At 59.8% G+C, this 12,344-nt stretch carries 13 protein-coding genes; 9 read left to right on the forward strand and 4 right to left on the reverse strand.

Translation table 11 applies throughout. The features are described 5' to 3' along the window. Positions 1 to 20: 20 nt before the first annotated feature. The 3 genes from QRN31_RS02230 to QRN31_RS02240 all read left to right on the forward strand — a co-directional run bounded on the left by QRN31_RS02230 (position 21) and on the right by QRN31_RS02240 (position 2,687). Entirely contained in the window at positions 21 to 1,298 is a 1,278-nt protein-coding gene (locus QRN31_RS02230; protein ID WP_285429938.1) for a flavohemoglobin expression-modulating QEGLA motif protein, read from the forward strand. A gap of 148 nt (positions 1,299 to 1,446) precedes the next feature. Continuing rightward, positions 1,447 to 2,361 (forward strand): alpha/beta hydrolase, encoded by a 915-nt coding sequence (locus QRN31_RS02235; RefSeq protein ID WP_285429939.1) that lies wholly within the window; start codon positions 1,447 to 1,449, stop codon positions 2,359 to 2,361. Continuing rightward, complete coding sequence (locus QRN31_RS02240; protein ID WP_222589943.1) at positions 2,358 to 2,687, forward strand: PA3694 family proteiin; 330 nt, start codon at positions 2,358 to 2,360, stop codon at positions 2,685 to 2,687. The genes QRN31_RS02235 and QRN31_RS02240 overlap by 4 nt, the downstream gene beginning before the upstream one ends. 192 nt (positions 2,688 to 2,879) lie before the next feature. On the opposite strand, the gene lptF is transcribed toward QRN31_RS02240, so the two are convergent. The 3 genes from lptF to QRN31_RS02260 all read right to left on the reverse strand — a co-directional run bounded on the left by lptF (position 2,880) and on the right by QRN31_RS02260 (position 4,790). Next, positions 2,880 to 3,668: a lipotoxin F family OmpA-related lipoprotein LptF gene (lptF, locus tag QRN31_RS02250; RefSeq protein WP_285429942.1), complete on the reverse strand. Its 789-nt coding sequence runs from the start codon at positions 3,666 to 3,668 to the stop codon at positions 2,880 to 2,882. Between the two features lie 55 nt (positions 3,669 to 3,723). Further along, positions 3,724 to 4,137, reverse strand: coding sequence for a DUF4398 domain-containing protein (locus QRN31_RS02255; RefSeq protein WP_285429943.1), 414 nt, complete (start codon positions 4,135 to 4,137; stop codon positions 3,724 to 3,726). 308 nt (positions 4,138 to 4,445) lie between these two features. Further along, on the reverse strand, positions 4,446 to 4,790 hold the full coding sequence (locus tag QRN31_RS02260) for a pilin assembly protein (RefSeq protein WP_208669827.1): 345 nt from the start codon (positions 4,788 to 4,790) through the stop codon (positions 4,446 to 4,448). 201 nt (positions 4,791 to 4,991) lie between these two features. Between QRN31_RS02260 and ppc the strand changes: the two genes are divergently transcribed. The 6 genes from ppc (at position 4,992) to QRN31_RS02290 (ending at position 11,585) form a co-directional block, all read left to right on the forward strand. After that, on the forward strand, positions 4,992 to 7,622 hold the full coding sequence (gene ppc, locus QRN31_RS02265) for a phosphoenolpyruvate carboxylase (RefSeq protein WP_285429945.1): 2,631 nt from the start codon (positions 4,992 to 4,994) through the stop codon (positions 7,620 to 7,622). A 288-nt stretch (positions 7,623 to 7,910) separates the two neighbouring features. After that, entirely contained in the window at positions 7,911 to 8,558 is a 648-nt protein-coding gene (gene adk, locus QRN31_RS02270) for an adenylate kinase (RefSeq protein WP_208669825.1), read from the forward strand. Positions 8,559 to 8,655: 97 nt separating this feature from the next. Beyond that, positions 8,656 to 9,330 carry a tRNA (adenosine(37)-N6)-threonylcarbamoyltransferase complex dimerization subunit type 1 TsaB gene (gene tsaB, locus QRN31_RS02275; protein WP_090187910.1) on the forward strand — a complete coding sequence of 225 codons (675 nt, stop codon included), beginning with the start codon at positions 8,656 to 8,658 and terminating at the stop codon, positions 9,328 to 9,330. Positions 9,331 to 9,564: 234 nt separating this feature from the next. Beyond that, entirely contained in the window at positions 9,565 to 9,870 is a 306-nt protein-coding gene (locus QRN31_RS02280; protein WP_222589948.1) for a hypothetical protein, read from the forward strand. Next, on the forward strand, positions 9,870 to 10,730 hold the full coding sequence (locus QRN31_RS02285) for a DUF72 domain-containing protein (RefSeq protein ID WP_285429948.1): 861 nt from the start codon (positions 9,870 to 9,872) through the stop codon (positions 10,728 to 10,730). Before QRN31_RS02280 ends, QRN31_RS02285 begins: the two co-directional genes overlap by 1 nt. A 33-nt stretch (positions 10,731 to 10,763) precedes the next feature. Beyond that, positions 10,764 to 11,585: an isocitrate lyase/PEP mutase family protein gene (locus tag QRN31_RS02290; RefSeq protein ID WP_285429950.1), complete on the forward strand. Its 822-nt coding sequence runs from the start codon at positions 10,764 to 10,766 to the stop codon at positions 11,583 to 11,585. Between the two features lie 87 nt (positions 11,586 to 11,672). On the opposite strand, the gene QRN31_RS02295 is transcribed toward QRN31_RS02290, so the two are convergent. Beyond that, positions 11,673 to 12,293, reverse strand: coding sequence for an energy transducer TonB (locus tag QRN31_RS02295; RefSeq protein WP_285429951.1), 621 nt, complete (start codon positions 12,291 to 12,293; stop codon positions 11,673 to 11,675). Positions 12,294 to 12,344: the final 51 nt, after the last annotated feature.

Below are 12,344 nucleotides of genomic sequence, written 5' to 3' on the forward strand. Positions count from 1 at the left end.
TTTTTCTACAGGAGTTTCGGGTGGACGATTACCAGCAGACGATACGCATTTTGTCCGATCGCATTGTGCTGGCGCAGACGCCGATTCGCATCCTCGATGCGGTGAAGTGGGACGACAGCATCCGCAAGGGATTCCTCAAGGCCAAGGGCAAGGAAATGCCCGCCGTGGACCGCGACTATTACCTCAATCGGCCGCTGTCGTTCGATTCCAGCAAAGTGAAACTGGAATTCCAGAACATCGAACGTGACATCACCCGCCAGCTTGGCCAGTTCAACCCGGTCGGCCAGATCATGCGTCGCATGTGCAAGGAATACCGGATGGTGGTGCGTATGCTCGAAGCGCGCGGCACCGAGGATTTCGGTCTGATTTCACAAGAGTTGTACGGCGCTGCGTCCGATGCGTTCCACGCCGGTGACCCGACGCTGTCCGACCTCGGCCTGATGCTCTCCGACTACCTGAACAACATCGATGGCCGGGGGGACCTGAAGGACGAGCCGAAAATCCTCACCGCCAAGGACGCCGTGCAGTTGTTGCAAACCCGGTTGAGCAAGGTGTTTGGCGAAGCCGAGGAAACCATTCGGGTGTTCGAGTCCGATGGCATTGTTGCCGACGCAGCGGCCGGCGCCGACTACATCAAGATCCGCACCGACGCGATGTTCAACGAACGTGACGTGCGCGCCCTGGAGGTTCACGAAGGGCTGGTGCATGTCGGCACGACGCTCAACGGTCTGAACCAGCCGATCTGCACGTTCCTGTCCAAAGGCCCGCCGTCGTCGACGGTGACCCAGGAAGGCCTGGCGATCCTGATGGAAATCATCACCTTCGCTTCCTACCCGAGCCGCCTGCGTAAATTGACCAACCGCACCCGCGCCATTCACATGGTGGAGGAGGGCGCAGACTTCCTGCAGGTCTTCGAGTTCTTCCGCGAGCAAGGCTTCGAAATGCCCGAAAGCTACGGCAACGCCAGCCGGGTTTTCCGCGGTTCGGTGCCCAATGGGCTGCCATTTACCAAAGACTTGTCCTACCTCAAGGGCTTTATCATGGTTTACAACTACATTCAGTTGGCCGTGCGTAAAGGCAAGCTTGAGCAGATCCCGTTGCTGTTTTGCGGCAAGACTACGCTGGAAGACATGCGCACCTTGCGTCAGTTGGTGGATGAAGGGCTGGTAGTGCCGCCCAAGTATTTGCCGGAGCAGTTCCGCGACATGAACGCGCTGTCGGCGTGGATGTGCTTCTCCAACTTCCTCAACCACCTGAGCCTGGACCGGATCGAAGCGGATTACTCGAACATTTTGTAACGATGACGAGATCCTTTGTGGGAGCGAGCCTGCTCGCGATGGCGCCTTATCATTCAACTTTAATGTTGCCTGACACACCGCTATCGCGAGCAGGCTCACTCCCACAGGGGGGATGTATTCCCAGTCCATTTTCGCGAGGTTTCAACGGATGAGAATCCTCGGCATCCTTTGCCTTCTCCTGACCTTGAGCGGTTGCAGCTCCTTGCTGTTCTATCCCGAACCCGGCCAGCTGTTCACCCCGGAAAAAGCCAAGCTCGACTACCGCGAAGTGACCCTGGTCACGGCGGATGGCCTCAAGCTGAATGCTTGGTGGCTGCCGGCGAAAAAAGGTGTCGAGGTCAAAGGCACCGTGCTGCATCTGCACGGCAACGGCGGCAATCTGCCAATGCATCTGGGCGGGAGTTGGTGGTTGCCCAAACAAGGCTATCAAGTGCTGCTGGTGGACTATCGCGGCTACGGTTTGTCCGAAGGGAAACCAAGTTTGCCGGCGATCTATCAAGACATCGATGCTGCGTTCAAATGGCTCGATCAGGCGCCGGAGGTCAAAGGCAAGCCGGTGATCCTGCTTGGCCAGAGCCTCGGTGGTTCGATGGCTGTGCACTATCTGGCCCAGCACCCCGAACGCCAGAAACAACTCAAGGCCCTGGTCCTGGACGGGGTTCCCGCCAGTTATCGCGATATCGGCCAATTCGCCCTGAGCCACTCCTGGCTGACCTGGGCTTTCCAGGTGCCCTTGTCCTGGCTGGTGCCGGACGGTGACAGTGCGATCAACTCGGCGGCACAGCTCAATGGCGTACCAAAACTGATCTACCACAGCATCGACGATCCAATCGTGCCCCTTTCAAACGGCATCCGTCTGTATCAAGCTGCGCCGCCTCCGCGAGTGCTGCAGCTGACCCGTGGCGGTCATGTGCAGACGTTCGCCGACCCGGTCTGGCGCAAAGTCATGCTGCGCTATCTTGACGACCCGCAGCATTTCAACGGCCTGCGCCGCCTGGGTGAAGTTCCCAATTACCCGGCCCCCCCGAATTCAGAAGATGAACCACCAGAGAGTCCGCAATGAGTGAAGAACGTAACGCCATCCCGCTGATCATCACCGGCATCTGCAGCATCCTCGGCACCGTTGGGGCCTTGTGGTTCTACGGTTACCTGCACTTTGCCAAACCCGAAGATGCATTGCTGCTCAGCGATTTCACCATGCTCAAGACCGTGCCGGGTGAAGACTACAAGGTCTCCCTGGAGCCTGCGGCGCAAGTAGCCCAGTGCATTGATGGCGTGCTGGTGATGTTTGATACCGAACAGAAAGGCCTTACCGGCGTACTGGTCAACAACCAGAAAAAAGCCGTGCGTTGCATGGGCCAGGAAAAGCCGCAGCAACTTGAGCAGTAACCAGTCTGACTGCAACAGAGATCAATGTGGGAGCGGGCTTGCTCGCGAAAGCGGTGGGTCAGTCGACATCATCATTGACTGACACACCGCTTTCGCGAGCAAGCCCGCTCCCACAGGGTTTGGTGGTCGCCAGACATAAAAAGCCCCGCCTGATCGACTCAGGCGGGGCTTTTGTGTTTCAGCGGGTGACGCTTAGTTCGAGCTGACTGCCGAACGCGGGATCACTGGCTGGTTGTCGTTGGAAATGGTCACTTCCACCCGACGGTTCATCGCACGGCCCGAGGTGCTGGTGTTTTCAGCAACCGGGTATTCCTTGCCATAACCCTGCGCAACGATGCGCGCTGGATCAACACCCATTTTCACCAGTGCCATGCGCACGGAACCGGCACGACGTTCGGACAGCGACTGGTTGTGGTCCGCGGTGCCGGTGCTGTCGGTGTAACCCTCGACGATCGCTTTGCGATCAGGGTTTTCCGAGAGGAACTGCGCCAGTTTGTTGATGTTCACCAGACCGTTGGATTTCAGGTCAGCGCGGTCGGTGGCAAACAGCACGTCACCGAAGGTCACCACGGTGCCGCGATCGGTTTGCTTGGCGTTCAGGCTGTCCTGCAACTGCTTGATCTGCGCATCGCGGGCATCCAGGCGAGCCTGGGCACGTTGGGCCGATGCGTTTTTCAGGTTGGCTTCAGCGGTGCGCAGGGCGATGGTCTGCTTGGCCACTTCAACACGCTGATTGGTCAGGTAAGCCAGTTGGTCAACCTTGGCCTGGTCTTGCTTGTCCTGATAAGCCTTGTCGGCCTTGTCCAGGTAATCGCTGGCGTCTTTGGTTTCCAGCGCCGCAACCTTGCTCGCTTGCGGATTGGCTTGCAGGCCGCTGTAGTTGGTGCGGGCCTGTTCCAGGTTCGGGTTAGGCGGGGTGGAGCAGGCTGCCAGTGCAACGCTTGCGGCCAGGAGTGCGGGGATCATCAGTTGCTTACGCATATTCATTCGTCCTTTTCTATCGATAAGAGCTTCAGTCTTTGGTCCGGATGCGCGCTTATTGCACAGTGCGCTGGCTTTCCTGACGCAGTTCCTGAACGCCTTTCTGAGAGTCCTTCACAGCTAGATCGGCTTTGGTCGCCTGGGCTTTGCGTTCGGCTACGCGAGCGTCCCACTCAGCCTGTTCGGCCAGAATTCTGGCTTCGTCATACTTCTTGTCGTGCATGGCGATTTCGGATTGTTTGAGCTTGTCTTGCGCGGATTTCATTTCCACAGCAGCGAACTCGGTGCCGCCGGCGCTGACCGCGCTGTTCACGGCCGATTGCGTTACGGCGAATTGCTCGGTCGGTGGATTGCCGGCGCAGCCAGCCAGAACGAAGCTGGTGCCGATTGCCAGGGCAGCCAGTTTCAGACTGCGCAAATGATTGAACGAGGACTTGGCAGTGCTGATCTTCATGGTCTTCAACTCCATTGGTAAAACTCCTAAAAACTGAAAAATCCATGCTGGGCCAGGAGCCGTAACCGTCAATTTGCGGGGTGTTTTGAAACGGCCGTCCCAGGCGTGGTTAATGGGTGTGACCCGAGTGGTTTTTTTAAAGTTCAGAAAAGATGGCCAATCGCCGAAAAAAACTTTGAACGATCGGACAAGGCTCTAGTTCAGGAACTTTGGCGAGATGCAGGGGTATCCACGACCACTTGCAAGCCTTGGAATACTCAATTTCAGGGGGGGATTACAACTCATGTGGGAGCAAATGTGCTCCCACATGTTCGGCGCAAAACTCAGTGCTTCTGCTTCTCGCTACCGGCCGATAAATCGTGCAGGTGCCGACGTGACAACGCTAGGAAACGCGGGGTCGGACCAATGTCTTCGTACAGCGGATCTCCCTCTTCGTCAGTGGCCACCACGGTCGAGCCTTTCACGTAGGGAAAGCTCTTTTCCAACTCTTCCAGCGCGGCGCCGATCAGCTCGCCAAGCAGTTCTTCGGGTTGGCGTTTGGGGTACATCTCGACAATTGCAGCAAGCCGTGCGGCGGCCTCCACATCCAGATGAATTCTGTAACCGGTATCGGTCAGTCGACCCTTGGCGTTTTCTTCCCAATGCTGAGCCAATTCACGGATTTTCATAAAAACCTCATTGCGCTCCTGCTCGTGGCAGGCGGTGTCAGTGTCCGGCAAAGGCCGGCCGAAGCCGTTGTGCGGCTTACACTTGAGACTAGCTTCTGCGCCCAAGGTTTAAAGTCCCTTCGTCGTTTGCTTGTAAGAACCGCTTTAGAGCGGCACTCTTTAGGCTCTAGGCCGCCCGGAATTTTTGCTGGAGAACTGCTGATGACCGATATTGATGCACGCTTGCGCGAGGACGTTCACCTGCTGGGTGAACTGTTGGGCAACACCATTCGTGACCAGTACGGGGACGGCTTTCTCGACAAGATCGAGCAGATTCGCAAAGGCGCCAAAGCTGACCGTCGCGGCTCGATGGACGCTGAACTGAGTGCCAGTCTCAACCAGTTGAGCGAAGCAGAGTTGCTGCCTGTAGCCCGAGCGTTCAACCAGTTTCTCAACCTCGCCAATATCGCCGAGCAATATCAGCTGATTCACCGCCGCGAAGAGTCACAACCCGCACCGTTCGAAGCGCGCGTGTTGCCGGAGTTGCTCGCTCGCTTGCGCGCCGAAGGCCACAGCGCCGAATCCCTGGCCCGTCAGTTGGGACGGCTGGAAATCGAGCTGGTCCTTACCGCGCACCCGACCGAAGTGGCGCGCCGCACGCTGATCCAGAAATACGACGCCATCGCCGCGCAACTGGCAGCCCAAGACCACCGCGACCTGACCACCGCCGAGCGCGAGCAGATCAAGACGAAGTTGCAGCGCCTGATCGCCGAGGCCTGGCACACCGAAGAAATCCGCCGCACCCGGCCGACGCCCGTGGACGAGGCCAAATGGGGTTTCGCGGTGATCGAGCATTCGCTGTGGCAAGCGATCCCCAACTATTTGCGCAAGGCCGATAAAGCCCTGCATGACGCCACCGGCCTGCATCTGCCGCTGGAGGGCGCACCGATTCGCTTCGCTTCCTGGATGGGCGGCGACCGCGACGGCAACCCGAATGTGACGGCCGCCGTGACCCGTGAAGTCTTGTTGCTGGCGCGCTGGATGGCGGCCGATTTGTACGTGCGCGATGTCGATCATCTCGCTGCAGAATTGTCGATGCAGCAGGCCAGCGATGCATTGAAAGCCAAGGCCGGCGACAGTGCCGAACCTTATCGCGCGGTGCTTAAACAACTGCGCGAACGTCTTCGCGCGACGCGCAACTGGGCTCACGCATCGTTGACTGCGACGACGCCTGCTCCCGCCGATGTATTGCAAAACAACCGCGACCTGCTCGATCCGCTGGAGCTTTGCTACCACTCGCTGCATGAGTGCGGCATGGGTGTGATTGCCGACGGCCCCTTGCTCGATTGCCTGCGCCGGGCGGTGACATTCGGGTTGTTCCTGGTGCGCCTGGACGTGCGTCAAGACTCGTCGCGGCACACCGCCGCCATGACGGAGATCACCGATTACCTGGGGCTTGGTCGTTACGAAGACTGGAGCGAGGAAGAGCGCATCACCTTCCTGATGAATGAGTTGAATAACCGTCGGCCGCTGCTGCCGGCGTACTTCAAACCATCGGCCGACACAGCAGAAGTACTCGCGACCTGTCGGGAAATCGCTGCCGCACCGGGCGCTTCGCTCGGCTCCTATGTGATCTCCATGGCCGGTGCCGCTTCCGATGTACTGGCTGTGCAACTGCTGCTCAAAGAGTCCGGCGTGCTGCGGCCGATGCGTGTAGTGCCGCTGTTCGAAACCCTCGCCGACCTGGACAACGCCGGCCCGGTGATCGAAAAGCTGTTGCTGCTGCCGGGCTATCGCTCGCGCCTGCAAGGGCCGCAAGAAGTGATGATCGGCTATTCCGACTCGGCCAAGGACGCCGGCACCACTGCTGCGGCCTGGGCGCAATATCGGGCGCAGGAACGCTTGGTCGATATCTGCCGCGAGCAGCAAGTGGAGCTGCTGCTGTTCCACGGTCGCGGTGGCACCGTGGGTCGCGGCGGCGGCCCGGCACACGCGGCGATTCTGTCGCAGCCGCCGGGTTCGGTGGCGGGGCGTTTCCGCACAACCGAGCAGGGGGAAATGATTCGTTTCAAATTCGGCCTGCCGGACATCGCCGAGCAAAACCTTAATCTGTACCTGGCGGCGGTGCTGGAAGCGACGTTGTTGCCGCCGCCACCACCAGAACCGGCCTGGCGCCATCTGATGGACGAATTGGCTGCGGACGGGGTCAAGGCCTACCGCGCCGTGGTGCGGGAAAATCCCCAGTTCGTCGAGTACTTCCGCCAGTCCACCCCGGAGCAGGAATTGGGCCGTTTGCCGCTGGGCAGCCGCCCGGCCAAGCGCCGCGCGGGCGGTATCGAAAGCCTGCGCGCCATTCCGTGGATCTTCGGTTGGACCCAGACGCGCCTGATGTTGCCGGCCTGGCTGGGCTGGGAAGCGGCGCTGAGCAAGGCGCTGGAGCGCGGCGAAGGCGAACTGCTGGGACAGATGCGCGAACAGTGGCCGTTCTTTCGCACGCGCATCGATATGCTGGAAATGGTACTGGCCAAAGCCGATGCCGACATCGCCCGGTCCTACGATGAGCGTTTGGTCGAGGCGGATTTGCTTCCTTTGGGTGCGCATTTACGCGACCTATTGTCGCAGGCATGCGCTGTTGTCCTTGGGCTGACTGGTCAGTCTCAGCTACTGGCACATAGCCCAGATACCCTGGAATTCATCCGCTTGCGCAACACCTACCTCGACCCGCTTCATCTATTGCAGGCCGAATTGTTGGCGCGCTCGCGGCAACAGGACGTGGCCCAGGGCAGCCCGGTAGAACAGGCGCTGCTGGTGTCTGTAGCGGGGATTGCCGCCGGTTTGCGAAATACCGGCTAAGGTTTTCGTCGTGGGGCGAGGTTCTCGGCGCGAGCGTCGAGGGCCTGTGGGCGAGGGGCAAAAACGTGCGGCCAGGCGACAGTTAGTGATGGGGTTGCGACTTGGGGTACCCCGTCTCAGGGGCACATTGGGTGGGGGTTTCTCCGACTTTCGGCGGCTTGTGTGGTCCGGGCCTGCTGTGTATCTTGATCAGCCTTTGGCCGTTTGGGCGGTCACGACCCTATTTTTGAGATTGGCCCCACGAGGCGAATCTGACGTTATCCATATAAAAAATTGAGGAGCACATCGATGCGCGTCATTCTGCTGGGAGCTCCCGGGGCCGGTAAAGGTACTCAGGCTAAGTTCATCACCGAGAAATTCGGCATTCCGCAAATCTCCACTGGCGACATGCTGCGTGCAGCGGTCAAGGCCGGCACCGAACTGGGCCTGATCGCCAAGAGCGTCATGGACAGCGGTGGTCTGGTTTCCGATGACCTGATCATCAATCTGGTCAAGGAACGCATCAGCCAGGCCGATTGCGCCAACGGCTTCCTGTTCGACGGTTTCCCGCGCACCATTCCCCAGGCTGAAGCCCTGGTGAAAGCCGGCGTCGAGCTGGATCACGTGTTGGAAATCGACGTTAAAGACGAAGACATCGTTCAGCGTATCGCTGGCCGTCGTGTTCACGAGGCCAGCGGTCGCGTGTACCACATCGTCTACAACCCGCCGAAAATTGCCGGTAAAGACGACATCACCGGTGAGGAGCTGGTGCAGCGCAAAGACGACACCGAAGAAACCGTGCGTCATCGTCTGTCGGTCTACCACGCCCAGACCGAGCCTCTGGTGAAGTTTTACCAGGAGCTGTCCGCCGCTCAAGGCAAACCGAAGTACAGCCACGTCGAAGGCGTTGGCTCGGTTGAAGCGATCACCGGCAAGGTGCTTGAAGCGCTGAGCTGAAAAGTCTGAATCGCTTCATCTTCTACGGCCCGCTTGCGGGCCGTAGTTGTTTATACTGGCGCACTTTTTCTGACCTCTCTTTCTTACGGAAACATCGATGAGCACCTTGCTGGCCCTGGACACCGCGACTGAAGCTTGCTCCGTTGCCTTGCTGCATGAAGGCAAAGTCACGAGCCATTACGAGGTGATCCCGCGCCTGCATGCGCAGAAGCTGTTGCCGATGATCCAGCAACTGCTGGCCGATGCCGGGACCACGCTGCAGGCGGTCGATGCCATTGCATTCGGTCGTGGGCCAGGCGCATTCACCGGTGTGCGGATCGCCATTGGCGTGGTGCAAGGCCTGGCGTTTGCGCTGGATCGCCCGGTGCTGCCGGTGTCCAACCTGGCGGTGCTGGCACAGCGGGCGTATCGCGAACACGGCGTGAGCCAGGTCGCGGCCGCCATCGATGCGCGGATGGACGAGGTGTATTGGGGTTGCTACCGCGAAACGGCGGGGGAGATGCGCCTGGTCGGCAAGGAAGCGGTATTGGCGCCGGAAGCGGCGGCATTGCCTGCCGACGCCAGCGGCGATTGGTTTGGCGCGGGCACCGGTTGGGGTTATGCCGAGCGCATCGCCGTCAACCTCACCGGGCAGGACGCGGGCATGCTGCCTCACGCCGAAGACCTGCTGACGCTGGCGCGGTTTGCCTGGGAACGCGGTGAAGCGATTGTGGCGGATGAAGCTCAGCCGGTTTACCTGCGCGATAAAGTGGCGACCCCGAAAGCGCGTTAATCCCTGAGATCGGGTCGGTCCCATCGCGAGCAGGCTCGCTCCCACAGGGGGGGTAGCGCAGGTCCTGTGGGAGCGAGCCTGCTCGCGATGGCGATCTGCGCAACGCAGCCAATCGTCGATTTATCTCCCCGCTTTTAAACCTTTTTGATTTTATGTGTTCTAGTTATCACTCGGCGGTTTGCGAAGTGGGATATGTGCCACTAAACTGCCATTACTGATACCGGACATGTACTCATGCGTATAGACGGCCTTTCCTCCCAGTCGTACCCCATCAAGCGCAAACCCCGCAAAGGGCCTGTGGCGGATGACGACAACGTCGATATCGACGGCGAGCTGGAGATTCCGTCCGAAGAGCAACTGGCCGCCCGTGCTGCCAAAGCCTCCGCGCAACGCCTGAGCAATCTCCCGGCCCGTCAGCAAGACATGATCTACCACCGCGCCATGAGCAAAAGCGTCGCCACGGCACTCGCCAGCTACCTGAGCACTGCCGGGTTTGTCGATTGGGATTCAGGTGTGCTGGGCCTCGACCTTTACATCTGATGTTGCTGCCTTACTACCTCGGCTGCCCGTCCTGGAGTGAAAGCGCCTGGCGCGACTATCTTTATCCGCCCGACGCCAAACCCGCCGAGTTTCTGAATCTTTATTCCCAAGTGTTTAACGCCGTAGAGGGCAATACGACCTTCTACGCGAGCCCGGCTGCCAGCACCGTGCAGCGTTGGGCCGAGATTCTGCCCGAACACTTTCGCTTCACTGCCAAGTTCCCCGGCGACATCAGCCACGGCGGTGACCTGCGCGAACAACTGACTGCCACCGAAACCTTCCTGCAATTGCTCAGCCCATTGGGCGAGCGGGTTTCGCCGTTGTGGCTGCAATTATCGAAAAGCTTTACGCCGCAACGATTGCCCGAACTCGCCGCTTTCATCGATGCCGTGGAGCGACCGTTGGCGGTAGAAGTGCGCCACAGCGAATTTTTCGCCAAAGGTGACAGCGAGCGAATGCTCAACCGCCTGTTGCGCGACCGTGGCGTCGAGCGGATTTGCCTTGATCCGCGCGCATTGTTCAGTTGCACGTCAACCGATCCCTCGGTGCTGCACGCGCAATCGAAAAAGCCCAACGTGCCGCCGCGCCCGGCAGCGTTCACCCAATTCCCGCAGGTACGCTTCATCGGCCATCCGCAGCTTGAAGCCAACGATCCGTTTCTGGTGCCGTGGGTCGAGAAAATCGCCTTGTGGATCGAAGAGGGCCGTACCCCCTACATCTTCCTGCACACCGCCGATAACTTGCTGGCGGCCAGGCTGGCGCAACGTTTTCACGCACAACTGATGCTGCGTTTGCCTGGCTTGGCGCCGCTGCCTGAGCTATACAGAGAACCCGCCGCCGAGCAACTTGGCCTGCTCTGAGGCGGAATCGTTCCCCTTTTCAGGAGCCTGCCAATGGATGCACAAACCCTTCGAGCCCAGGCGTTCAAAGCACTGCACGAACGCGAAGGCATTTTTGTCATTCCCAACCCGTGGGACGCCGGCTCGGCGAAGATGCTCGCCAGCCTGGGTTTCGAGGCACTGGCGACCACCAGTGCCGGTTATGCCTTTTCCAATGCACGCCCCGATGGCGGGTTGTCGTTAGAGGACACCCTGGCGAATGTTCGGGCGATTGTCGCAGCGACGGATCTGCCGGTGGCGGTGGACCTGGAAAACGGCTTCGCCGACGGCCCGGCGGAATGCGCACAGAGCATTTTGCGGGCAGCCGAGGCCGGTGCCGTCGCAGGCTCGATCGAAGACGCCACAGGCCGCGAACAGACGCCTATTTACTGCTTCGAACATGCCGTGGCGCGTATCGAAGCGGCTGTCGCCGCAGCGCGCAGCTTGCCTTTCCCGTTCATGCTGACCGCCCGCGCGGAGAACTTCCTGCATGGCAATCCAGATCTCGCCGACACCATTCGCCGCTTGCAGGCCTTCGCGGAGGCGGGCGCCGACGTGTTGTACGCGCCGGGCCTGCGCAGTCCTGAAGACGTGTTGGCGGTGGTTCGCGCCGTGGCACCGAAACCGGTCAATGTGTTGATGTCCGGCGGGCTCAAGCTGACAGTCGAGCAGTTGCGCGAAATGGGCGTCAAACGCGTTAGCGTCGGTTCGGCGCTGGCGTTGGCTGCCTATGGCGAGTTTTTCCGCGCCGCTGAAGAGATCAAGACGTCGGGCACGTTCGGATTCACGTCGCGGTCCATGCCGTATGCGAAGGCCAATCAATTGTTCAAAGGCTGACGATGCGGTTTCGGTGGCGGCCTGTTCAGCGTGGTGTTGAGCCTGGACTGCAACGCCGCCCATCGCCTAAGGGCTTGTCATTGAATGTCAGGCGGCGATGCGCAGGTTCTGCAGCACGATCGGGCGAGCCCAGCCGGTATCGAAATCGAAGTGTTTTTGTTGCTCGACCAGTTCTTCGGGCGAGAACGGCGGGAATGGCTTGTCCAGCAGGTCCATCTCGAATTCGGCGATGGGCAAGTGCAGCGGACGCGGTTGTGGCGCCGGGCCGGCTTCCGGGGCTTGCTGGCCAGCGGTGAGCACGATCGGACGAACCCAGCTGCTTTCGAAGTCTTGCTGTTTTTGCTGGGCGACGATTTCTTGTGGTGGGAACGGTGGGAAAGGCTTGTCGGCCAGGTCCATCTCGAACTCGGCAATCGGCAGGAACAGCGGCTCGGGTGGCTTGACCTCGGTTTCTTTCACATCGCATTCGCGCTGGCTGACGATGTGCGCCAGCAGCTCGCTGCCGACGGTCGGTTCGACCGGGCTTTCGAGGTCAACCGGCGGGAAGGTGCCACACGCCGGCACCACATCACTCGACTGATCGGCCAGGGCCTGGGCAAAAAAATCCTGCCACAGGTGACTGACGCCGCTCAGTGCTTGAGAGTTTCGCAGACCATAATCGCCATGACGCGAAATGTAGCCTACGGATGTGGATTGAATGCCTGACATTTTTCTCGGTCGACGCTCAGCTCTGGCAAAATGCTCGTTAGTTTTGTTATC

Origin of the sequence: Pseudomonas sp. fls2-241-R2A-110, from assembly GCF_030209165.1 — a bacterium.
Lineage (GTDB): Bacteria > Pseudomonadota > Gammaproteobacteria > Pseudomonadales > Pseudomonadaceae > Aquipseudomonas.